This window comes from Rhizobium sp. NLR16a (assembly GCF_017948245.1).
Taxonomy (GTDB): Bacteria; Pseudomonadota; Alphaproteobacteria; order Rhizobiales; family Rhizobiaceae; genus Rhizobium.
Window position 1 is genome coordinate 1,000,514 of the sequence record NZ_CP072865.1, and the last position, 23,223, is coordinate 1,023,736.

At 62.2% G+C, this 23,223-nt stretch carries 18 protein-coding genes and 1 pseudogene; 17 read left to right on the forward strand and 2 right to left on the reverse strand.

The features are described from left to right. Positions 1 to 10 precede the first annotated feature (10 nt). From mraY to murB, 6 genes are read left to right on the forward strand one after another with little or no spacing between them, the layout of a single operon-like run. Positions 11 to 1,111, forward strand: a complete 1,101-nt coding sequence (mraY, locus tag J7U39_RS04640) for a phospho-N-acetylmuramoyl-pentapeptide-transferase (protein WP_210630615.1) — start codon at positions 11 to 13, stop codon at positions 1,109 to 1,111. Between the two features lie 7 nt (positions 1,112 to 1,118). Next, positions 1,119 to 2,531: a UDP-N-acetylmuramoyl-L-alanine--D-glutamate ligase gene (gene murD, locus J7U39_RS04645; RefSeq protein ID WP_210630616.1), complete on the forward strand. Its 1,413-nt coding sequence runs from the start codon at positions 1,119 to 1,121 to the stop codon at positions 2,529 to 2,531. Position 2,532: 1 nt separating this feature from the next. Then, positions 2,533 to 3,687 carry a putative lipid II flippase FtsW gene (gene ftsW, locus J7U39_RS04650; protein ID WP_184459238.1) on the forward strand — a complete coding sequence of 385 codons (1,155 nt, stop codon included), beginning with the start codon at positions 2,533 to 2,535 and terminating at the stop codon, positions 3,685 to 3,687. A gap of 6 nt (positions 3,688 to 3,693) precedes the next feature. Beyond that, complete coding sequence (gene murG / locus J7U39_RS04655) at positions 3,694 to 4,818, forward strand: undecaprenyldiphospho-muramoylpentapeptide beta-N-acetylglucosaminyltransferase (RefSeq protein WP_210630617.1); 1,125 nt, start codon at positions 3,694 to 3,696, stop codon at positions 4,816 to 4,818. Next, the gene (murC, locus tag J7U39_RS04660; protein WP_210630618.1) at positions 4,815 to 6,230 is read left to right on the forward strand and encodes a UDP-N-acetylmuramate--L-alanine ligase; all 1,416 of its coding nucleotides are present in this window, start codon (positions 4,815 to 4,817) and stop codon (positions 6,228 to 6,230) included. The genes murG and murC overlap by 4 nt, the downstream gene beginning before the upstream one ends. Continuing rightward, positions 6,227 to 7,201 carry a UDP-N-acetylmuramate dehydrogenase gene (gene murB, locus J7U39_RS04665; RefSeq protein WP_064810823.1) on the forward strand — a complete coding sequence of 325 codons (975 nt, stop codon included), beginning with the start codon at positions 6,227 to 6,229 and terminating at the stop codon, positions 7,199 to 7,201. The genes murC and murB overlap by 4 nt, the downstream gene beginning before the upstream one ends. 3 nt (positions 7,202 to 7,204) lie before the next feature. Here the strand turns inward: murB and J7U39_RS04670 are convergent, their stop codons facing one another. Beyond that, entirely contained in the window at positions 7,205 to 8,134 is a 930-nt protein-coding gene (locus J7U39_RS04670) for an SDR family oxidoreductase (RefSeq protein ID WP_210630619.1), read from the reverse strand. A 448-nt stretch (positions 8,135 to 8,582) separates the two neighbouring features. Here J7U39_RS04670 and J7U39_RS04675 point away from each other — a divergent pair, with 448 nt between their 5' ends. From J7U39_RS04675 to ligA, 9 genes are all read left to right on the forward strand, one after another. After that, a complete protein-coding gene (locus J7U39_RS04675; RefSeq protein ID WP_210630620.1) occupies positions 8,583 to 9,509 on the forward strand; it encodes a D-alanine--D-alanine ligase in 927 nt (308 codons plus the stop codon). Continuing rightward, entirely contained in the window at positions 9,497 to 10,429 is a 933-nt protein-coding gene (locus J7U39_RS04680) for a cell division protein FtsQ/DivIB (RefSeq protein WP_210630621.1), read from the forward strand. The genes J7U39_RS04675 and J7U39_RS04680 overlap by 13 nt, the downstream gene beginning before the upstream one ends. Further along, complete coding sequence (gene ftsA / locus J7U39_RS04685; RefSeq protein WP_064803798.1) at positions 10,426 to 11,757, forward strand: cell division protein FtsA; 1,332 nt, start codon at positions 10,426 to 10,428, stop codon at positions 11,755 to 11,757. Before J7U39_RS04680 ends, ftsA begins: the two co-directional genes overlap by 4 nt. A gap of 56 nt (positions 11,758 to 11,813) precedes the next feature. After that, positions 11,814 to 13,544: a cell division protein FtsZ gene (gene ftsZ, locus J7U39_RS04690; RefSeq protein WP_210630622.1), complete on the forward strand. Its 1,731-nt coding sequence runs from the start codon at positions 11,814 to 11,816 to the stop codon at positions 13,542 to 13,544. Between the two features lie 264 nt (positions 13,545 to 13,808). Further along, on the forward strand, positions 13,809 to 14,765 hold the full coding sequence (gene lpxC / locus J7U39_RS04695) for a UDP-3-O-acyl-N-acetylglucosamine deacetylase (RefSeq protein ID WP_210630623.1): 957 nt from the start codon (positions 13,809 to 13,811) through the stop codon (positions 14,763 to 14,765). 267 nt (positions 14,766 to 15,032) lie between these two features. Beyond that, positions 15,033 to 15,902 (forward strand): outer membrane protein assembly factor BamD, encoded by an 870-nt coding sequence (locus tag J7U39_RS04700; protein ID WP_210630624.1) that lies wholly within the window; start codon positions 15,033 to 15,035, stop codon positions 15,900 to 15,902. 5 nt (positions 15,903 to 15,907) lie between these two features. Next, a complete protein-coding gene (gene recN / locus J7U39_RS04705; RefSeq protein WP_210630625.1) occupies positions 15,908 to 17,581 on the forward strand; it encodes a DNA repair protein RecN in 1,674 nt (557 codons plus the stop codon). Between the two features lie 379 nt (positions 17,582 to 17,960). Then, positions 17,961 to 18,488: a DUF6886 family protein gene (locus J7U39_RS04710; RefSeq protein WP_210630626.1), complete on the forward strand. Its 528-nt coding sequence runs from the start codon at positions 17,961 to 17,963 to the stop codon at positions 18,486 to 18,488. Positions 18,489 to 18,805: 317 nt separating this feature from the next. Then, a complete protein-coding gene (ligA, locus tag J7U39_RS04715; RefSeq protein ID WP_210630627.1) occupies positions 18,806 to 20,962 on the forward strand; it encodes an NAD-dependent DNA ligase LigA in 2,157 nt (718 codons plus the stop codon). 172 nt (positions 20,963 to 21,134) lie between these two features. Here the strand turns inward: ligA and J7U39_RS04720 are convergent. Then, positions 21,135 to 21,653, reverse strand: a pseudogene (locus J7U39_RS04720) (GNAT family N-acetyltransferase); the annotation flags it as partial. A gap of 271 nt (positions 21,654 to 21,924) precedes the next feature. Between J7U39_RS04720 and J7U39_RS04725 the strand changes: the two are divergent. Continuing rightward, positions 21,925 to 22,515 carry a 3'-5' exonuclease gene (locus J7U39_RS04725; protein WP_210630628.1) on the forward strand — a complete coding sequence of 197 codons (591 nt, stop codon included), beginning with the start codon at positions 21,925 to 21,927 and terminating at the stop codon, positions 22,513 to 22,515. A gap of 80 nt (positions 22,516 to 22,595) precedes the next feature. Then, the gene (locus tag J7U39_RS04730; RefSeq protein WP_210630629.1) at positions 22,596 to 23,087 is read left to right on the forward strand and encodes a CreA family protein; all 492 of its coding nucleotides are present in this window, start codon (positions 22,596 to 22,598) and stop codon (positions 23,085 to 23,087) included. Positions 23,088 to 23,223 lie beyond the last annotated feature (136 nt).

A 23,223-nucleotide genomic window follows, 5' to 3' on the forward strand; every position in this document is an offset into this window, starting at 1 on the left:
GGGGCCCTGAATGCTGATCTGGCTTGTCGAACTGTCGGAATATTTCAAATTTCTGAATCTGTTCAGATATATCACTTTCCGCACAGGGGCCGCTCTCTTCACCTCCGCATTGATTGTTTTCCTGTTCGGGCCGACGATCATCAATTCGCTGCGCATCCGGCAGGGCAAGGGGCAACCGATCCGCGCGGACGGGCCGCAGACGCATTTCAAGAAGGCCGGCACGCCGACCATGGGCGGGCTGATGATCCTGGCCGGCATCGTCGGGGCGTCGCTGCTCTGGGCCGATCTTTCCAACGTCTATGTCGTCGCCACCTTGCTGGTGACGCTGGGCTTCGGCGCAATCGGCTTCTATGACGATTATCTCAAGGTGACCAAGCAGAGTCACAAAGGCTTTTCCGGCAAGGCGCGTCTCGGCATCGAATTCGTCATCGCCGGCATCGCGGTCTATTTCATGATGCGCACGGCCCTTGCATCGGGGACCGCCGGTTCGACCTTCGGTTCCTCCATCGCTTTTCCCTTCTTCAAGGACTTCCTGATCAATCTCGGCATCATGTTCGTCGTCTTCGGCGGCTTCGTCATCGTCGGCGCCGGCAATGCCGTCAATCTGACCGATGGCCTCGACGGGCTTGCCATCGTGCCAGTCATGATCGCTGCCGCCTCCTTCGGCGTCATCGCCTATCTCGCCGGCAATGTGGTGTTTGCGAACTACCTGCAGATCAATTTCGTGCCCGGCACCGGTGAGCTCGCCGTCGTGCTCGGCGCCGTCATTGGCGCCGGCCTCGGCTTCCTCTGGTTCAACGCGCCGCCGGCCGCCATCTTCATGGGCGATACCGGCTCGCTTGCGCTCGGCGGCACGATCGGCACCGTTGCCGTCGCCACCAAGCATGAGATCGTCATGGCGATCATCGGCGGCCTCTTCGTCATTGAGACGCTGTCGGTCATCATCCAGGTCGGCTTCTTCAAGATGACCGGCCGGCGCGTCTTCCTGATGGCGCCGATCCATCATCATTTCGAGAAGAAGGGCTGGACCGAGAGCCAGGTGGTGATCCGCTTCTGGATCATCGCCGTCGGCCTGGCCCTGCTCGGCCTTTCGACGCTGAAGCTCCGGTGAGGCGGCGATGATCCCCGCCACGACGCTCAAGGACAAGAAGGTCGCGCTCTTCGGGCTCGGCGGCTCCGGTTTTGCGACTGCTCACGCGCTCGTCGCGGGCGGCGCCGAGGTGACCGCGTGGGACGACAATCCCGACAGCGTCGCCAAGGCTTCGGCGGAAGGCATCCGGACGGAGGATCTGCACGTCATCGACTGGAGCCAGCAGGCGCTGTTCGTGCTGTCCCCCGGCGTGCCGCTCACCCATCCCAAGCCGCACTGGACCGTCGACCTCGCGCGGGCGGCCGGCGTCGACATCGTCGGCGACGTCGAGCTCTTCGTGCGCGAACGCCGCGCCCATGCGCCGGATTGCCCCTTCATCGCCATCACCGGCACCAACGGCAAGTCGACGACGACGGCGCTGATCGCCCACATCCTGAAATCCGCAGGCTACGACACTCAGCTCGGCGGCAATATCGGCACGGCGGTGCTGACGCTCGATCCGCCGAAGGCGGGGCGTTATTTTGTCATCGAATGCTCTTCCTATCAGATCGATCTGGCGCCGACGCTGAACCCCTCCGCGGGCATCCTGCTCAACCTGACGCCCGATCATCTCGACCGCCATGGCACAATGCAGCACTACGCCGACATCAAGGAGCGTCTGGTCGCCGGCAGCGATGTCGCAGTCGTCGGCATCGATGACAGCCATTCGGCGCTGATCGCCGACCGGATCGAGCGGGCAGGTGTCAAGGTGGTCCGGATTTCGCGCCGCAACGTGGTGGCTGAGGGCATCTATGCCGAGGGCACTACGCTCGTTAAGGCCGGCGGCGGCGCCATGCTGCCCTTTGCGGAGATCGACGGCATTCAGACGCTGCGCGGCAGCCACAATGCGCAGAATGCCGCCGCGGCCGTTGCCGCCTGCCTTGCCGTCGGGGTTTCCGCCGACGACATTCGTTCGGGCCTTGCCTCCTTTCCCGGCCTCAAGCACCGTATGCAGCCTGTGGGCAAACGAGGCCGCGTCGTTTTCGTCAACGATTCCAAGGCGACCAATGCCGATGCCGCGGCGCCGGCGCTTTCGAGCTATGATCGCATCTACTGGATCGCCGGCGGCCTGCCGAAGGCTGGCGGCATCACGACGCTCGTGCCCTATTTCCCGCGCATCGCCAAGGCCTATCTGATCGGCGAGGCGGCAGCGGAGTTCGCCGCCACACTCGGCGAGGCCGTGCCCTACGAGATCTCCGGCACGCTGGAGCGCGCAGTCGCACATGCGGCGGCCGATGCGGAGCGCGACGAAGCTGCTGCTTCCGCCGTGATGTTATCCCCGGCTTGCGCAAGCTTCGACCAGTATAAGAACTTCGAAGTCAGGGGCGATGCCTTCGTCAGCCATGTGGCCGCCCTTGACGGAATGACGATGCTGATCGGTCCGGCAACAGGAGAGAGATGACATGGTAAGCCGCGCGGAACGTGGGCCTCTGGCCGATTGGTTCTGGACCATCGACCGCTTCTTCCTGGCGATGTTCATATTCCTGATGGGCATCGGGTTCATGCTGTCGTTTGCGGCATCTCCAGCTGTTGCCGAGCGCATCGGGCTCGAACCCTTCCATTTCGTCAAGCGTCATGCGGCCTTCATGATCCCGTCGATCGCCGTCATGCTCGGGCTGTCGTTCCTGACGCCGCGCCAGGTGCGGCGAACCGCGATCCTGCTCCTGATCATTTCGCTCGCCATGATGGTGCTGGTTCTCTTCGTCGGCCAGGAGGTCAAGGGCGGCAGGCGCTGGATCTGGATCGCCGGCCTTTCAATCCAGCCGTCGGAATTCATGAAGCCCGCTTTCGTCGTCGTCTGCGCCTGGCTGTTTGCCGAGCATGCGCGTCAGCCTGAAATCCCCGGCAATCTCTTTGCCATCATTCTGTTCGGCATCGTTGCGGCGCTGCTGGTCGCGCAGCCCGACCTCGGTCAAACCATCCTGACGACCGCCGTCTGGGGTGGCATGTTCTTCATGGCCGGCATGCCGTGGATCTGGATCATGCTGCTCGGCATCGGCGGCGCCGGCGGTCTGCTCAGCGCCTACTACGTCTTTCCGCACGTTGCGCTGCGCATAGACAAGTTCATGACCGGCGAAGGTGACACGTTCCAGATCGACACGGCGCGTGAGGCGATCATCCGCGGCAGCTGGTTCGGTCAGGGGCCGGGCGAAGGCATCGTCAAGCGTATTATCCCGGATGCGCATACCGACTTCATCTTCTCGGTCGCGGCCGAGGAATTCGGCATCGTCTTCTGCATGGCGCTCGTTGCGCTGTTTTCCGCGCTGGTGCTGCGCGGCCTCTCGCATGCCTATCGCGAGCGCAATGATTTCAACCGCTTTGCCGTCGCTGGCCTCGTGCTGCAGATGGGCATTCAGTCGATTATCAACATCGGCGTCAATCTTGAACTGCTGCCGGCGAAGGGGATGACGCTGCCGCTGATTTCCTACGGCGGCTCGTCCATGGTGGCGATCTGCGTCACCGCCGGCTTCATTCTGGCGCTGACGCGCCACCGCCCGGAAAAACGTGCGCAGGACCGGAGCCTCTTCCGCGTCCCGCACGGCATGCCCGCGGAGTAAGAGGTCATGAGCAAAGGCATCGTGCTGCTTGCCGCCGGGGGGACCGGCGGCCATGTGTTCCCGGCGGAGGCGCTGGCCTTCAAGCTGAGGGAGCGTGGTTATTCGGTGCATCTCGTCACTGACAGCCGGGCCGAACGCTACGCCGGCAAGTTCCCGGCCGAGGAGATCCATGTCGTGCCGTCGGCGACGATCGGCTCGAAGAACCCCGTTGCCGTCGCCCGCTCGCTGTGGACACTGTGGAGCGGCATTCGAGCGGCCAAAAGGCTGATCCAGCGGCTGAAGCCGGTGATTGTTGTCGGCTTCGGCGGTTACCCCACCGTGCCGCCGCTGCTGGCCGCGACGCGGCTCGGCGTCGCCTCGATGCTGCATGAGCAGAATGCGGTCATGGGCCGCGCCAACAAGGCGCTGGCGCCGCGCGTCAGGGCGATTGCCGGCGGCTTTCTGCCGGAAAGTGGCGATGCTTTTTCCGATAAGACGGTTGCAACAGGCAATCCCGTGCGCCCGGCAATTCTTGCCGCAGCCGAGCAGCCTTACACGCCGTCGCATCCCGGTGAGCCCTTCAATCTCGTCGTTTTCGGCGGCAGCCAGGGCGCGCAGTATTTTTCCAAGGCCATGCCGACGGCGATCAGCCTTCTCGATGACGGTCTGCGCACACGGCTCAGGGTGACGCAGCAGGTGCGCCCTGAGGATTTGGAAATGGTCAGCGGCTGTGTCGCCAAGCTGGAGATGGGAGCCGACATCGCGCCATTTTTCAACGATATGGCGGAACGTCTTGCACAGGCACATCTGGTGATCTGCCGCTCCGGCGCTTCGACGGTTTCGGAGATCTCCGTCATCGGACGCCCGGCCATTCTCGTGCCCTATCCGCATGCGCTCGACCATGATCAGGCGGCGAACGCCGCAGCACTGGCTGCGACCGGGGGGGCGAAGGTGATCTCTCAGTCTGAGCTTTCACCTGAGCGTATCGCCTCTATACTGAGCCATGTGATGAACGATCCGGACAAGCTTTCGCAGATGGCGGCGGCGGCCAAGCTCGCCGGGAAACCGAACGCGGCGAACTTGCTTGCCGACATGGTTGAGGCTATTGCCGCCGGCAAGACAGTCTCAGAATTCAAGAGGACACGCGCATGAAACTGCCGAAGGCGATCGGTCTCGTCCATTTTATCGGCATTGGCGGCATCGGCATGAGCGGCATTGCCGAAGTGCTGCACAATCTCGGGCACAAGGTGCAGGGATCGGATCAATCCGACAGCGCCAATGTGCAGCGACTGCGCGACAAAGGCATTGAGGTATTCGTCGGCCATCGCGCCGAAAATCTCGGTGATGCCGAAGTTGTGGTCGTTTCGACGGCGATCAAGAAGACCAATCCGGAACTTATCGCCGCGCGTGAAAAGCTGCTGCCGGTGGTACGCCGCGCCGAAATGCTCGCCGAGCTGATGCGCTTCCGCAATGCGATCGCCATTGGCGGCACCCACGGCAAGACGACGACCACCTCGCTGGTCGCCACCCTGCTCGAAGCCGGCGGGCTCGATCCGACCGTCATCAACGGCGGCATCATCAACGCCTACGGCACCAACGCCCGCATGGGCGAGGGCGAGTGGATGGTGGTCGAGGCCGACGAATCCGACGGCACCTTCCTGAAACTTCCAGCCGATGTCGCCGTCATCACCAATATTGACCCGGAGCACCTCGACCATTATGGCAGTTTCGACGCCGTGCGCGCCGCCTTCCGGCAATTCGTCGAAAACGTGCCGTTCTACGGCTTCGGCGTGATGTGCCTCGACCATCCCGAGGTGCAGGCGTTGGTCGGCCGCATCGAAGACCGCAAGATCATCACCTATGGCGAGAACCCGCAAGCCGACGTGCGTTTCAAGAATGTGCGCATCGACGGCACGCGCTCGATCTTCGACGTCGAGATCCGCCGTCGCCGCACCGGCCAGAGGACCGAGCTCAAGGGGCTGGTCATGCCGATGCCCGGCCGCCACAATATATCGAACGCCACGGCGGCGATCGCGGTCGCCAACCGACTTGGCATCTCGAGTGAAGATATCGCCAAGGGGCTTTCTTCCTTCGGCGGCGTCAAGCGTCGCTTCACGCTGACCGGCGAATGGAACGGGGTGCAGATCTTCGACGACTACGGCCACCATCCGGTGGAGATCAAAGCGGTGCTGAAGGCGGCCCGTGAATCCTGCAAGGGGCGCATCATCGCCGTCCATCAACCGCATCGTTACACGCGTCTCGCGAGCCTGTTCGAGGAATTCGCCGCCTGCTTCAACGACGCCGACAGCATTTTCCTGGCGCCCGTTTATGCGGCAGGCGAGGATGCGATCGAAGGGATCGACTCCATGTCGCTCGTCTCGCGGATTAAATCCGGCGGCCATCGCGACGCCCGCTTCCTCGCTTCGGCGGAGCTTCTGCCGCAAATGGTTGCGGAGGTTGCAAAGCCTGGTGATTTCGTGGTTCTGTTGGGGGCTGGGAGCATCACATCATGGGCGGCAGCACTGCCCAAGCAACTGGAAGGTCTATCGGGAAAGTCCGCATGAAACAGGTGAATGGGGAAAAGCTTCTGGCGTCTCTCGGAGACGGTGTAAAGGATATCCGCGGCCGTATCACGCCGGATGCCCCCATGGATCGCGTCACCTGGTTCAGGGCCGGCGGCCTCGCCGAACTGATGTTCCAGCCGCATGACGTCGACGACCTCATTGCCTTCCTGAAGATATTGCCGGAAGAGGTACCTCTGACGGTGGTCGGCGTCGGCTCCAACATCCTGGTGCGCGACGGCGGCATTCCAGGCGTTGTGCTGCGCCTCTCGGCCAAAGGCTTCGGCTTCGTCGAGCTTGCCGGCGAAAACCGCATCCTCGCCGGCGCCATCTGCCCCGACAAACACGTCGCGGCAATGGCGATGGACAACGGCATCGGCGGCTTCCATTTCTTCTACGGCATTCCGGGCGGTATCGGCGGCGCGGCGCGGATGAATGCCGGCGCCAACGGTGTCGAGACGCGTGAGCGGCTGATCGAGGTTAACGCCGTCGACCGCAAGGGCAACAAGCATGTGCTTTCCAATGCGGAGATGGGTTATTCCTACCGGCATTCAAAGGCACCCGCCGATCTGATCTTCACCTCGGTCCTGTTCGAGGGCTATCCGGAAGATCGCGCCCAGATCCGCGCCGAAATGGACGCTGTGCGCAATCACCGCGAGACGGTGCAGCCGGTGCGTGAGAAAACCGGCGGTTCGACCTTCAAGAACCCGCCCGGCCATTCCGCTTGGAAGCTGATCGACGAAGCCGGCTGCCGCGGCTTGGTGATCGGCGGTGCGCAGATGTCATCGCTTCACTGCAACTTCATGATCAACATGGGCCAGGCGACCGGCTATGATCTCGAATATCTCGGCGAGCAGGTTCGCCGTGAGGTCTTCGAGAAAGACGGCATCAAGCTCGAATGGGAAATCAAGCGCCTCGGCGTCTTCATGCCCGGCCGGGAAGTGCGCCCGTTCCAGGGCGTGACGAGCGAATAGGGCCTACTTCACTGCCAGTTTCAGCCCTTCGCGCGGGGTGACGACGGGCGACCAGCCCAGAACCTCACGCGCCCGGGATATGTCGACCTGTAGCGAACCGCAAAGGCGCTGGTAGACGGCTTCCTTCCCGGCTGCCTTCGCCGCCATGTGCAGCAGCGCAGGCGGGACGGGGACCAGCATCGGCTTGACGCCGAGTCCTGCGGCAACTCCCCTGATGAGCTCAGGCGTCGAGAGGTCCTCGCCATCTCCGGCAAGGAAAGTCTCGCCCGCGGCGGCGGGATGGTCAATGCAGGCGATGATCAGATCGACGAGATTTTGCACCGCGACCAATGTGCGGCGGTTCTTCAGTGAAGCGAAGGGGAGTGGCAGCTTCTTGCGGACAAGATTGACGAGAAGCGCGAAGTTGCCGCGTGCGCCGGGGCCATAGACCAGCGGCGGGCGGATGATGACGACTTCCATGCCGGTGCGTGCCGCGATTTCGCGCAGGCCGATTTCGCATTCCAGCTTCGAAATGCCGTAGGGATCAATCGGCTTCGGTGTGTCGTCGTGCCGGAACGGCCGGTCGTTCTCTTCTCCGTTGACCTTGATGGTGCTGACGAAGACGAATCTCTTCACGCCGGCGCGGGCGGCCTGTTCGGCGAGATTGAGCGCGGCGGCGGTGTTGACCCGGCGGAATTCCGCCAGCGGATCGGCTGCGCGGTCGTCCATGATGTGAACGCGGGCGGCGAGATGGATGATGACGTCGACGCCTTCAAGCGCGGCCTTCCAGTCGGTTCCGTCGGTAATTTCAATCGGAAAATGCGCTACCGCAGACGGAAAGGCAGAGGTCTTGGATCTCGTGGTGGCCACGAGCTTGCAAGTCTTGTCTGTGTGCAGCCGTTTGACAAGCGGACCACCGACGAAGCCGGCAGCGCCGGTGACGAGGCATCGCATGATTTTCTCCCTGCTCACCCATGCGCCTTCGCTAACCGGAAGCGCTATCGGCATCAATAGAAAAGCGGTGACGCCCGCGCGCCGAGGCGCTCTGCATTAATCAATTCGAGACGCCGGCCGCCGCCTCACTGTTGCCGGTATCCGGCTGAGAGATTGCATCCGATTCCCTTGGCTATCTCCATCGCGGGTGAGCGCAATTGGGTATGTCGTTGAACGGATGCGCTTTTTCACCTCCGCGCAGGTTCATTCCCGGACGGCGAGGGGTCGGTCGCACAATGAGCAAATGTTAAAAGGCCGCGAAACTCCGGGCTAACAGTTAACCAAAGTAAACACTTCATTAACCATAATGATGCTCTAATGCATGTGAGGCCCGGCAAAGGCGCGAACGACGTAGACAGCTTCGCGCAAGCGTCGATTTCAAAAGTGGAAGTTATTTTTGGGGGCGTTGATGAGTCGCAAGCATGTTGCTGTCCTGATGGGCGGATTTTCCTCGGAAAGGCCCGTCAGCCTTTCCTCGGGAAAGGCTTGCGCAGAGGCACTCGAAGCAGAAGGCTTCAAGGTGACCACGATCGATGTCGCCCGCGATGTTTCTGAAAAGCTTGCGGCATTGAGGCCCGATGTCGTCTTCAATGCGCTTCATGGGCCGTTCGGTGAGGACGGGACCATCCAGGGCATCCTAGAATATCTGGAGATCCCCTATACGCATTCAGGTGTGCTTGCCTCGGCGCTCGCAATGGATAAGGACAAGGCGAAGCGTGTCGCTGCCGCCGCCGGCATCCCTGTCGCCGAATCGCAGGTCATCAACCGTTTCGCCTTTCCTCCGACGCATCCGATAAAGCCGCCTTATGTGGTGAAGCCTGTGCGCGAGGGCTCGAGCTTCGGCGTCGTGATCGTCAGCGAAGATCAGGCGCATCCGCCGCAGGTCGTCAGTTCGCCCGAATGGCGTTATGGCGAAGAAGTGCTGGTCGAACGCTATGTCTACGGCCGCGAGCTCACCTGCGGCGTCATGGGCGAGACTGCGCTCGGTGTCACGGAGGTGGTGCCGCAGGGACACAATTTTTATGATTACGATTCCAAATATGCTGCGGGCGGTTCAAAACACGTCATCCCGGCGAAAATTTCACCGAATATTTACCAAAAAATACAAACATTGGCCCTAAGGGCGCATCAGGCAATCGGTTGTCGCGGCGTCAGTCGGTCCGACTTTCGTTACGACGATCGTTTCTCCGAAGACGGCGAGATCATCTGGCTGGAGGTCAATACCCAGCCAGGCATGACTCCTACCTCGCTCGTGCCCGAAATGGCCGGTCATGCCGGCTATTCCTTTGGTGAGTTTCTCCGGTGGATGGTGGAGGACGCGTCTTGTTTGCGTTGACGGTCAAAAGGATAGGGCGCCCCAGCCATCATGCCGTGCTTCCGATCGTGGAGGCCGAAGAGCGGTTCGTGCTGCCGCGTCCGCTGCGCCGCGTCACCCGCTTCCTGATCAGTCTCGGCAGCGGCCGCATCTACATTCCGGCCCATACCGGGACGGTGTCGGCGCTTGCCTTCCTGGTTGCGACCGGCCTCTACGGCATGTCGCTCGGCGGTCACACTGAAGCCGTCGCGCAGGCCACGACGACGGCCGCAGGTTTTGCGATCGAGGACGTAAAAGTCTCCGGCAATTCGGAAACCTCCGAAATCGAGATCCTGCAGCTGATCGGTCTCGACGGCACGACCTCGCTGGTCGCGCTCGACGTCGATGCGGCCCGCCGGAAGATCGCGCACCTTCCGTGGGTCGAGAATGTCGAGGTTCGAAAGGTCTATCCGAGGACGATCGAAGTGAAGCTCAAGGAGCGTGAGGCCTATGCGATCTGGCAGCACGGGCAGGAGCTTTCGCTCATCGAGAAGAACGGCAGCGTTATTGCGCCACTGCGTGACAACAAGTTTTCGTCGCTGCCGCTCGTCGTCGGCCGCGACGCCGAGACCGCGGCGGCTTCGCTCGGCGACGCCTTCTCGAAGTGGCCCGACGTGAAGGCCCGCGTGAAGGCCTATGTGTGGATATCGGGCCGTCGTTGGGATCTGCACATGGATAACGGCGTCATCGTCAAGCTGCCGGAAGACGGCATCGATCAGGCGCTGGCGACGCTTTCGAAGTTCGACAGGGAGCATCAGCTCCTGGAGCGGGACATCGCCGCGGTCGATCTGAGATTGCCCGACAGGACCGCGATCCAGCTGACACCGGAAGCGGCGGTCCGCCGGCAGGCGGCGGTAACGGAGCGTACCAAGGAATTGAAGAAGGCGGGGCAGAATATATGAGCTTGTTCGGTTCATCCCATTTCGGATTGCCGCGCCTGAAGCCGCTTTCGTCGAAGCGGTCGCATGTCGTTTCGGTGCTCGACATCGGCTCGACCAAGGTCGTCTGCATGATCGGCCGGCTGACGCCGCGCGAGGAAAGCCAGATCCTGCCGGGCCGCACGCACAATATCGAGATCATCGGTATCGGCCATCAGCGCTCCCGCGGCATCAAGACCGGCGTCATCGCCGATCTCGACGCGTTGGAAGGCGTCATCCGTCTTGCCGTCGATGCGGCGGAGCGGATGGCGGGGCTGACCGTCGAAAGCCTGATCGTCAACCTGACGGCCGGCCGCCTCGGCAGCGATATCTACACCGCGACGATCGACCTGGGCGGCCAGGAAGTCGAACTCAACGATTTGAAGAAGGTGCTGTCGGCCGCTTGTCAGCAGTCGCTGCGCCAGGACCGTTCGGTGCTGCATTCGCTGGCGACCGGCTTCTCGCTCGACGGCGAGCGCGGCATCCGCGACCCGCTGGCAATGTACGGCGATGCGCTCGGCGTCGACATGCATGTCGTGACCGCGGAGCGCTCGGCGCTGAAGAATCTGGAACTCAGCGTCAACCGCGCGCATCTGTCGGTCGAGGGCATTGTGGCGACCCCCTATGCATCCGGTCTTGCGGCTCTCGTCGACGATGAGGTCGAACTCGGCTGCGCGGCGATCGACATGGGCGGCGGCACGACGACGATTTCGGTCTTTGCCGAAGGGAAGCTCGTTCATACCGATGCCGTCGGCCTCGGCGGCCATCATGTCACCACCGACCTGGCGCGCGGCCTTTCGACCCGCATCGAGGATGCAGAGCGGCTGAAGGTCGTGCATGCCTCCGCACTCTTGAATTCCTCCGATGAGCGCGAGCTGATCTCGATCCCGCCAATCGGCGAGGACGATCGCGACCAGCCGTCTCAGGTGCCGCGGGCGCTGGTTTCGCGCATCGTATCGGCCCGAATCGAAGAGACGATGGAACTGATCCGCGACCGGATCCAGCGTTCCGGCTTCAGCCCGATCGTCGGAAAACGCGTCGTGTTGACGGGAGGCGCGAGCCAGCTGACCGGCCTTGCCGAGGTGGCGCGGCGCATTCTGGCCCGCAACGTCCGCATCGGCCGTCCGATGGGCGTCTCGGGACTGCCGACGGCGGCCAAGGGCCCGGCCTTTTCGACGGCCGTCGGCCTGATGATTTATCCGCAGGTCGCGGACATGGAGACACATGCGTCACAGAGCGGTCTGCTCATGTCGCTTGGGGGAAATAACAGCCGCATAGCCCGCATGGGCCAGTGGCTGAAGGAAAGTTTCTGAAATTTGCGTAATTGGCCGGCGTGGCGATGCGGCCAGAGAGAGAAGGAACAGGTACCATGACCATCAAGCTGCAAAAGCCTGACATCACCGAGCTGAAGCCGCGCATCACCGTGTTCGGCGTCGGCGGCGGCGGCGGCAACGCCGTCAACAACATGATCACCGCAGGCCTCCAGGGCGTCGACTTCGTCGTTGCCAACACGGACGCGCAGGCGCTGACGATGACGAAGGCCGAGCGCATCATCCAGCTCGGCGCCAACGTCACCGAAGGCCTCGGTGCCGGCTCGCAGCCGGAAGTCGGCCGTGCGGCCGCCGAAGAGTGCATCGACGAGATCATTGATCACCTGAACGGCACGCATATGTGCTTCGTCACCGCGGGCATGGGCGGCGGCACCGGCACCGGCGCTGCGCCCGTCGTCGCGCAGGCAGCCCGCAACAAGGGCATCCTGACGGTCGGCGTCGTCACCAAGCCGTTCCATTTCGAAGGCGGCCGCCGCATGCGTCTGGCCGAGATGGGCATCCAGGAACTGCAGAAGTCTGTCGACACGCTGATCGTCATTCCGAACCAGAACCTCTTCCGCATCGCCAACGACAAGACGACCTTCGCCGATGCTTTTGCCATGGCCGACCAGGTTCTCTATTCAGGCGTCGCCTGCATCACCGACCTGATGGTCAAGGAAGGCCTCATCAACCTCGACTTCGCCGACGTCCGCTCGGTGATGCGCGAGATGGGCCGCGCGATGATGGGCACCGGCGAAGCCTCCGGCTCCGGCCGCGCACTGCAGGCAGCCGAAGCGGCAATCGCCAACCCGCTGCTCGACGAAACCTCGATGAAGGGTGCGCAGGGCCTGCTGATCTCCATCACCGGCGGTCGCGACCTCACCCTCTTCGAAGTCGACGAAGCTGCGACCCGCATCCGCGAAGAAGTCGATCCGGACGCCAACATCATCCTCGGCGCCACCTTCGACGAATCGCTCGAAGGCATCATTCGCGTCTCGGTCGTCGCGACCGGTATCGACCGGGCGATCAGCGAAGCCGCCGAGCGCAACTTCCAGCCGGCCGCCAGGCCCGCTATCCGTCCCTCCGCGGCTGTTGCTCCGGCAGCGGCCGCAGTTCAGCCTGCCCCGGTGATGCAGGCACCGAAGGCCATCGATCCGATCGCGCAGACCATCCGCCAAGCCGAGATGGAACGTGAGCTCGAAATTTCGGCCCCGCGTGCCGCAGCACCCGTCCAGCAGCCTGCTGCGCAGCAGGAAGTCTTCCGCCCGCAGAGCAAGATCTTCGCGCCTGCACAGGAAGCTCCGGCGATCCGTCCGCAGGTGCAGCAGCAGGCTCCGGCGCCGGTAATGAGCCAGCCGGTGATAAGCCAGCCCGTCCAGCAGCAGCCCATCCAGCAGCAGCCGGTCCGACAGGAGCCGGTTATCCGGCAGGCGGCTGAACCGGTGCGCATGCCGAAGGTCGAGGATTTCCCGCCGGTCGTCCAGGCTGAACTCGACCATCGCACGCAGCCGGCTTCCGCGCATAGCCAGGAAGAGCGCGGCCCGATGGGCCTGCTCAAGCGAATCACCAATTCGCTTGGCCGCCGCGACGATGACGCCGTTGCCGCCGACATGACCGCCGCACCGCCGGCCGCGTCACAGCAGCGCCGTCCGTTGTCGCCGGAAGCAAGCCTCTATGCGCCGCGTCGCGGCAATCTCGACGATCAGGGTCGCGCGGTTCCGCAGGCTCGCATGATGCAGGAAGACGATCAGCTGGAAATTCCGGCATTCCTGCGCCGCCAGTCGAACTGAAATATCGGGGCATCGGCACCGTTCATGCCCGGGATCCAGGTCCCGGGCATTGCTGTTTTTCGGCCGGGAATTCTTGAGCGATATCAACCGTGTGACTTCGTAACAAAACGAAAGAAACAGTGATTTGGATTGGAGCGCCGGCGCACGTAAATATGGCGCAAGAAAACTGCGCTGGGAGTCGTCTGGACGAGACTCTTTCTGCAGAAGGAATGATAACCGCGCCGTGGGACAAGCCGCTGGAGCGGAAAAATAAAGGCAGATTTTATGGCAATTGGCTTGCTGGGTTTTCAAACGACGGTTTCGCGTCCCGTGACGCTCTCGGGCATCGGCGTTCATTCGGGTGCGAATGTCTCGATCACGCTGAACCCGGCCGAAGCGGACACCGGCGTCGTTTTCCAGCGCCTGCACGATAATGGCGACATCACCGAACTGAAGGCCGTCTCCTCGCAGGTCGGCAATACAGACCTCTGCACGGTGCTCGGTTTCTCACCCACGCGTTCAATCGCGACGATTGAACATGTCATGGCCGCCGTCTATGCGCTCGGCCTCGACAATGTCATCATCGAGGTGCAGGGCGCAGAAATGCCGATCATGGACGGCAGTTCGCTGCCCTTCGTCGAAGCGATCGAGCAGGCCGGTCTCGTCTCGCTCGGCGTCAAGCGTCGTTATATCCGCATCACCAAGCCGGTGCGGATCGAGCATGGCGGCTCCTGGAGCGAATTCCGTCCCTACGACGGCACGCGCTTCGAAGTCGAGATCGATTTCGAATGCCCGCTGATCGGCCGGCAGAAGTGGGTCGGCGACATAAGCGCCGCCGTCTTCAAGTCCGAACTTTCTCGCGCCCGCACCTTCGGCTTCATGCGTGATGTCGAGCGTCTCTGGGCATCGGGCCATGCGCTCGGTTCTTCGCTTGAAAATTCCGTCGTCATCTCGGACGACAATACGGTCATCAATGTCGAAGGCCTGCGATACGCCAAGGACGAGTTTGTCCGCCACAAGACGCTTGATGCCGTTGGCGACCTGTCTCTCGCCGGCGTCCAGTTCATCGGTTGCTACCGATCCTATCGTGGCGGCCACAAGATGAATGCCAATGCTTTGAAGGCGCTGCTCGCCGATCCCTCTGCCTACGAGGTGGTCGAGACTTCGACGCCGCGCCAGCGCGTCGCCGCTCGTGAGCTGATCGCCGTCAGCGCTTCGGAATTCACTCCCTGGTCGGCATGACCTCCAGCATATTCTCAAGACCAGGCCGCCTCTTTCCCGGAGGCGGTTTTTTTATATCCGGTCGCACTGGCGGCAACAGGCATTTCTTGCAGATGCGCTGCTGCAACAGATCAGCAAGAAGATGAAAAGCCGGCCAATCCGGCGGCGGCTGCCACAAAAATGCGTTAATGCCTTATCATTGCGTTGCTCTTGATGCACATTTGTGGCTAGAAACGCCAGCGAGGCGTGGCTGTCGTGGAGCGAGCGGCGGCAGTGGGGTTCTTTTGAATGGCTTATGCAGGATCTGAAGGTATGATGAAGACAGCGCGCGCTTTGTTCGCATCGCTTCTGGTGCTTAGCGCAGGCGCCTCGATCTCCGGCTGCCAGTCGGATCCCGATATCGACATCACCAAGCTTGGCCTCGAAACCGATCCGCCTGACGTGCTCTACACCCAGGGCCTTGCCAATATGAAGGCGGGCAACATGGCGGAAGCGTCGCGCAAGTTCGATGCGATCGATCGCGAGAACCCATTCTCCGAATGGGCGCGCAAGGCGCTTGTGATGAGCACCTTCGTCAAATACCGCCAGGGCAAGCTCGATGATGCGCTTGCGTCGGGCAACCGTTACATGTCGCAATATCCGAAGTCTCAGGACGCTGCCTATGTGCAGTATCTCATCGGTCTCACCTATTCCAAACAGATCGTCGACGTCACCCAGGACCAGCGCGCCTCGGCCAAGACGATCGAGGCGATGCAGGCGGTCGTCGACAATTATCCGAACTCCGAATATGTCGACGATGCCCAGGCGAAGATCCGCTACGCCCGTGATCAGCTCGCCGGCAAGGAAATGCAGATCGGCCGTTACTATATGGAGCGGAAGGAATATCTCGCCGCAATTTCGCGCTTCCGCATCGTCGTCGAGAAGTATCCGAACACGAACCAGATCGAAGAGGCCCTGGCCCGTCTCGTCGAGGCTTATTACGCCATGGGTATCGTCGACGAGGCGCAGACCGCGGCAGCCGTTCTTGGTCACAACTATCCGGACAGCCAGTGGTACGCCGATTCCTACAAGCTGCTGCAGACGGGTGGCGCCGAGCCGCGTGAGAACAAGGGCTCGTGGATCGCTGCGGCAGGCAAGAAACTCCTGCTCGGTTCCTAAGTCCCATGCTGATCCAGCTTTCGATCCGCGATATCGTCCTGATCGAGCGGCTGGATCTTGCCTTCGAGACCGGCCTTTCCGTGCTGACGGGCGAGACGGGAGCGGGCAAATCCATCCTGCTCGACAGTCTGTCGCTGGCGCTCGGCGGGCGCGGTGATGGCGGTCTGGTGCGCCATGGCGAAGACAGGGGCCAGGTGACGGCGGTGTTCGATGTCGGCATGGACCACGGGGCGCGGGTGCTCCTGCGTGAAAACGGCATAGACGACGATGGCGACCTGATCTTCCGCCGTCAACAATCAGCCGATGGGCGCACCAAGGCCTATGTCAACGACCAGCCGGTCAGTGTGCAGCTGATGCGCCAGGCCGGCCAGATGCTGGTCGAGATCCACGGCCAGCACGATGATCGCGCTCTTGTCGACACCAATGCCCACCGCAACCTGCTCGATGCCTTCGGCGGCCTTACTGATGAAGTCGCTGAGGTGTCCCGGCTGTATCGTCTGTGGCGCGACAGCGAACGGACGCTGAAGAAACACCGCGAGAAGGTGGAAAGCGCGGCGCGCGAGGCTGACTATCTGCGTTCCTCTGTCGAGGAGCTCGAGAAGCTTTCGCCGCAAGACGGTGAGGAAGAAGAACTCGCCGAAAGCCGGCAGAGGATGATGAAGGCAGAGCGAATTGCCGGCGACATCGCCGAAGCCTCCGAATTCCTCAACGGCAATGCCTCGCCGGTGCCGCATATCGCCTCGCTGGTGCGCCGACTGGAACGCAAGAGCCATGAAGCGCCCGGGCTGCTCGAGGAGACGGTGACGCTGCTCGATGCCGCGCTCGACCAGCTTTCCAATGCGCAGATGGAAGTCGAGGCAGCGCTGCGCAAAACCGAATACGATCCCAGGGAGCTGGAGCGGGTGGAGGAGCGGCTTTTCGCGCTCAGAGCCGCGTCGCGCAAATATTCCGTGCCGGTCACCGAGCTGCCGGCGCTGGCGGTGCGCATGATCGCCGATCTTGCCGACCTCGATGCGGGCGAGGAGCGGCTTGCGCGTCTGGAAGCGGAGGTCGGTCTGGCGCGAGAGAATTACGATTCGGCGGCGCGCTCGCTTTCCGACAAGCGCCATCAGGCCGGCGCCGCGCTGGCTGCCGCCGTGATGGCCGAACTGCCAGCTCTGAAGCTCGAACGCGCTCGTTTCATGGTCGAGATCACCACGGATGCGCAGGAGGCGCTGCCCGAAGGCATCGACGTCGTCGAGTTCCATGTCCAGACCAATCCCGGCACGCGCCCCGGCTCGATCATGAAGGTCGCCTCCGGCGGCGAATTGTCGCGTTTCCTGCTGGCGCTGAAGGTGGCGCTCGCCGATCGCGGGTCCGCGCCGACGCTCGTCTTCGACGAAATCGATACCGGTGTCGGCGGTGCTGTGGCCGATGCGATCGGCCAGCGGCTGAAGCGGCTCTCTGATCGGGTGCAGGTGCTATCGGTCACGCATGCGCCGCAGGTCGCAGCCCGGGCGGCGACGCACCTGCTGATCTCCAAGGGGCCGGCGGCCGAAGGTTCCGAAAAGATCGCCACTCGCGTCGCGACGATGGCGCAGAAGGACCGCACCGAAGAAATCGCCCGCATGCTCGCCGGCGCTTCGGTGACGGAGGAGGCGAGGGCGGCCGCCAAGCGGTTGCTGGCCGGTAACGGCTGATCGCTGCTGCCGGCAACGGTGACAAGCGTTCGGCTTGACGGATATTGTCCGACCAGCGCTTTCCATTTCTACGATCAAGTTTGGCGCGAACATTCACGTCAATCTCCCTCATCCCTGTGGCCTCAGGGCTTTGCCCGAGGGAGGTCACAGAGATCCAGCAAGCTCAAGTCCTTGGGCGCGGAAGACTCCTTTCATTCTGCGTGAGTCATTCACCGCGCAGACGCGCGGTGGCTGGATTCCTGTGACGAGCCCAGGAATGAGGAGGAGAGGTAGGCGAGCTCGTCCGATGCTGAGCCATCCGGCATGCTATACATGCAGCGGTGACAAATATTCCGCTTCACATTATGCCGGTCACTCCGATCAGCGGCGATCCATTGCCATGCGTCTTTTCCATTTCAGTGATGGTCCCGACATTGCAGCCTTCGAGCCGCGCCGGGTTCGCATTCCCTCGGCCCGCCCAGCGGGCAAGGAATGGCTGAACGCTCCGCTCGTCTGGGCGATCGATGCTGACCATGACTTCATGTATCTCTTTCCCCGCGATTGCCCTCGCATCCTGATATGGGCAACCTCCGAGACGTCCGGAGCCGAGCGGCGGCACTGGCTCGGCGACTGGCGGGCTGCCGCCTTCATCGAGCGCCAGTGGCTGGAAAAGCTCGAAGCGGAGACGATCCATCGCTACGAGCTGCCGGTCGAGGATTTCGAGGATCTCGGCGATGCAGGCATGTGGGTCGCCCGTACACGCGTCGTTCCCATCGAGCGAACTGCGATCTCGCGCCTCGACCGGGAGTTTGCGCCGCGCGGGGTGGAGCTGCGGGTAGTCGACAGCTTGCGGCCGCTGAAGAGCCTTGGGAATACCGGCCTGCATGTCAGCGGCATCCGGCTGCGTAATGCGCGGGATTGGGAATAGGGCGGGCAGGACGGCGACAACGGTGTCGTGAGCAGAGGTCTGGTGCATACGCCTACCTCAACTTCCCTCATCCCTGTGCTCGTCACAGGGATCCGGAACGCCCAACTCTTTGGGTGCGAGAGATTGTTTGCCGACCTGTAAGTCATTCACGGCGCGGACGCGCCGTGGCTGGATTCTTGTGACAGGCACAGGAATAAGGGTGGAGAAGCCGGCGGGTCGATCTTCCCGATACGGGATATGCAGCCTCTCTTTTCATCCGTCGATTTTGCTCTAAAAACAATGCAGATTTCTGGCCAGATTCTCTGGAGTGATGTTCCATGTCCACCGAAAGTTCCGCCGTCGATACGGTGACGATCGAAGAGGCTGCTGTCGAGCTCGAACGGCTGGCGAAGGAGATCGCGCATCACGATGCGCTCTACCACGGCAAGGACCGGCCGGAGATTTCGGATGCCGATTACGACGCATTGAAGCGCCGCAACGATGCGCTGGAAGCGCGGTTTCCCGAGTTGATCCGTGAGGACAGCCCGTCGCGGCGGGTCGGTGCTGCGCCCTCGGTCACCTTCTCGCCCGTCGTCCACGCGCGGCCGATGCTGTCGCTCGACAACACCTTTTCGCAGGAGGACGTGCAGGATTTCGTCGCCAGCGTTTATCGCTTCCTCGGTCGCCTGCCGGACCAGTCGATCGCCTTTACCGCCGAACCGAAGATCGACGGGCTTTCGATGTCGATCCGCTACGAGAACGGCAGGCTGACGACGGCTGCCACGCGCGGCGACGGCACCACGGGCGAGAACGTCACCGCCAATATCCGGACGATCGCCGAAATACCCAACCAATTGCCGAAGGGCGTTCCCACGGTCGTGGAGATCCGCGGCGAAGTCTATATGGCCAAGAGCGATTTCCTGGCGCTGAACCGGCAGATGGAGGCGGAGGGCAAACAAACCTATGTCAATCCGCGCAACACGGCAGCGGGGTCGCTGCGCCAGCTCGATGCCAAGGTGACGGCGAGCCGCAAGCTGAAATTCTTTGCCTATGCCTGGGGCGAGATGTCTGACATGCCGGCCGATACGCAATTTTCCATGGTGCAGACCTTCAAGGATTGGGGATTTCCGGTCAATCCGCTGATGAAGCGGCTGAATTCGGTCGCCGACATCCTGGCGCATTACGATGAGATCGGCCTCAAGCGCCCGGATCTCGATTACGATATCGACGGCGTCGTCTACAAGGTCGACAGCCTGGAACTGCAGCAGCGCCTGGGCTTCCGTTCGCGCAGCCCACGCTGGGCGACGGCGCATAAATTCCCGGCCGAGCAGGCCTTTACCGAGGTCGAGAAGATCGAGATCCAGGTCGGCCGCACCGGGGCGCTGACGCCTGTGGCGCGGCTGAAGCCGATCACGGTCGGCGGCGTCGTCGTCACCAATGCGACGCTGCATAATGAGGATTACATCAAGGGCATCGGCAATAGCGGCGAGCGCATCCGGCCGGAGGAACACGATATCCGCGAGGGCGATACCGTCATCGTCCAGCGCGCCGGCGACGTCATTCCACAGATCCTCGATGTCGTGATGGAGAAGCGGCCGGAGGCGGCAAGGTCTTACGAATTTCCGAAGACATGCCCGGTCTGCGGTTCGCACGCGGTGCGCGAGGTCAACGAGAAGACCGGCAAGATGGATTCGGTGCGTCGCTGCACCGGCGGCTTTATCTGCCGGGCGCAGGCGACAGAGCACCTGAAGCATTTCGTGTCGCGCAATGCCTTCGATATCGAAGGGCTCGGTTCGAAGCAGATCGACTTCTTCTTTGAAAACGAGGACCCGTCGCTGCAGATCCGCACGGCCCCGGAGATTTTCACGCTGGAGAAGCGCCAGCAATCCTCGCTCACCAAGCTGGAGAATATCGACGGCTTCGGCAAGGTCAGCGTCGGCAAGCTCTATGCGGCGATCAACGAGCGGCGCAGCATCGCGCTCCACCGCTTCATCTATGCGCTCGGGATCCGCCATGTCGGCGAGACCACGGCAAAGCTCTTGGCGCGCTCCTACGGCACCTATGAGGCCTTTGCGACCGCGATGAAGGAGGCGGCACCGCTTTCCGGCGATGCCTGGAACGATCTCAACACTATCGAGGGCATCGGCGAGGTCGTGGCGCGCGCCATGGTCGAGTTCTACAAGGAGCCACGCAATATCGAGGTGATCGGCCGCCTGCTCGACGAGGTGACGCCTACGGAGGCCGAACAACCGGTCACGTCAGGCAGCCCGGTCGCCGGCAAGACGGTGGTCTTCACTGGTTCGCTCGAAAAATTCACCCGCGACGAGGCGAAGGCGAGGGCCGAAAGTCTCGGCGCCAAGGTGGCGGGCTCGGTGTCGAAGAAAACCGATATCGTCGTCGCCGGCCCTGGCGCCGGCTCGAAGCTCGACAAGGCGCGTGAGCTCGGCGTCCAGACGATGGACGAGGATGAGTGGCTGGCGCTGATTGGCGGGTAGGAGATCGGTGTGAAGGCCTTGAGGGTTCCTCGGAGTCATCCTCGGCTTTGTGTCGAGGATCTCCCCTGTATCGATCGTTGCAGATGCTCGGGACAAGCTCGAGTATGACGAAGGAGCGTTTGGCAGGCCCTCCCTGCGTTTGACGTCGGTGTCGATGGCCCTTTGTCTCAGTCCTCAGCCGCGCCATCGTGTAGGCGTCGACATATTCTCCGGCGCGGTAGGCGAATGCGCGCAGGAGCCCTTCCTTCTCGAAACCGAATTTCTCGTAGAGGGCGATCGCGGCCTCATTATCCGTGTAGACGGTCAGTTCCAGCCGTTTGACGTCGAGCCAGTCGTCGGCGGCGTCGACCATCGCACCAAGCAAGATAAGGCCGAACCCGCGGCCGGTGAAGTCGTCATGCACGCCCATGCCGATGCTGGCGACGTGTTGCCGGCGGCCGCCGAGGCGGTTGAGGCCGCAATTGCCGACGATCTTGCCCTCCAGCGTGACGACGAGGTTAAGCGCGCCTGGCGAAGGATTTTCCATGTTCTTGCGGACCTCTTCGACCCGCTGGTAGGGCGGCCGCAGCGTGCCTGCCCGATAGCCCGGCAAATTTATGAGATCGCTGATTTCCTCGGCATCGGAAAGACGGACGGCGCGCACGACGACGCCAGCTCGGTCGCGGGGTTTATTCTCTTCGGTTTCAGACATTGGATGGCCTCCTTGGATTTCAGGGGAGGAGAGCCGGCTTTTCGAAAACTCTGCTCGCCTCGGCAGGGTTCTCGGGATGATCGGACGGCTAGTGACGCACCATCGCTCCCGCGTACCCCGGAAGGGTCGTGGCGATATGATACATGGTAAGGGTCACAGAGTTGATCATGCGCGGAAGTTTCCCCATCGGTGTGGATGTCAACAGGTCGAAATTTGCCTTCGCGCGCCGCTATGATTATTCCGGTAGGGCAGACGATTCGGATATTTGTCCTTGACGACCATCGCCATCGATTTCGAGACTGCCAATGAGCAGCGCGGCAGCGCTTGCTCGGTCGGCCTTGCCTGGATCGAAGAGGGGCGGGTGACGCGTGTCGAGGAGAGGCTGATCCGGCCGCGCAACATGCGGTTTTCCGGCATGAACATCGCGATCCACGGTATCCGGCCGGAGCATGTCGAGGATGCGCCGGAGTTTCCCGAGGTGATGGACGAGTTCTACGATGATATCAGCGGCGCGACGATGATCGCGCACAACGCGGCCTTCGATTTCAGCGTCTGGCGGGCGAGCCTCGATCTCTACCGGCAATCCTATCCGGAACTGACCTATCTCTGCAGCCTGAAGATGGCGCAGCGGATCTGGCCACATTTCCTCTCACATCGGCTGAACCTGATCGCCGAGCATCTTGGGCTGCGTTTCATGCACCACAACGCCGCCGAAGATGCGGCGGTCTGCGCGGCAGCGGCGATCGAAATGGCGAAGGCAGTCAAGGCGAAAGCCGTGGAGGCGATCCCGGCGCTGATCGGAATGACGCCGGGGCGGTTGACGGCGAGGGGCTATGAGCCCTGCACCTGCAGGAAGGGCTGAGTGTCCCGCGCCGCAGCGGCGCTTTCTTGCAAAGCCTGTGGGCATGCTTATCTAGGATGCGGATCATCCAGGGAGCCGCCATGTCCAAGCTGCGCACGTTTTTTCTCGCCGCATTTTCCTTCGCTGCCATTTCCGCGGGCGCCACCTCGGCCGAGGTCGTCGGCAAGGTCGGGGTCGACTGGATCGGCAACGACATCATCGTCGAGGCACTTTCCGATCCCGAGGTCAAGGGTGTCACCTGCCACGTCACCTATTTCGATCGCAGCCTGATCGATCGCTTCAAGAACGGCAACTGGTTCGAAGATCCGTCCAACAATTCCATCGCATGCCGGCAGACAGGCCCCATAGAGATCGGCAACATCGACCTCTCCAGGGACGGCAGCGAGGTGTTTCGTCAGGGCATGTCGCTGATCTGGAAGACGCTCGTTGTCAACCGCATTTACGACAAGAGCAACGACACGCTGATCTATCTCGCCCATTCGCGGGAGTTGACGGACGGCTCGGCGAAGATGTCGATTTCGACCATTCCGCTCTATGGGCAGAATGTGACGTGGAAGAATGGGAAGCCATAGTAGGGTTGCGGATGTTAGGAAGGGGGTGAGTCGTCTCCCCAAACTCCCTCATCCCTGTGCTTGTCATAGGGACCCAGCGCGCCCAAGTCTTTTGGCGCAGAAGACTCTCCGCCCGAGCGATGGTCATTCACCGCGC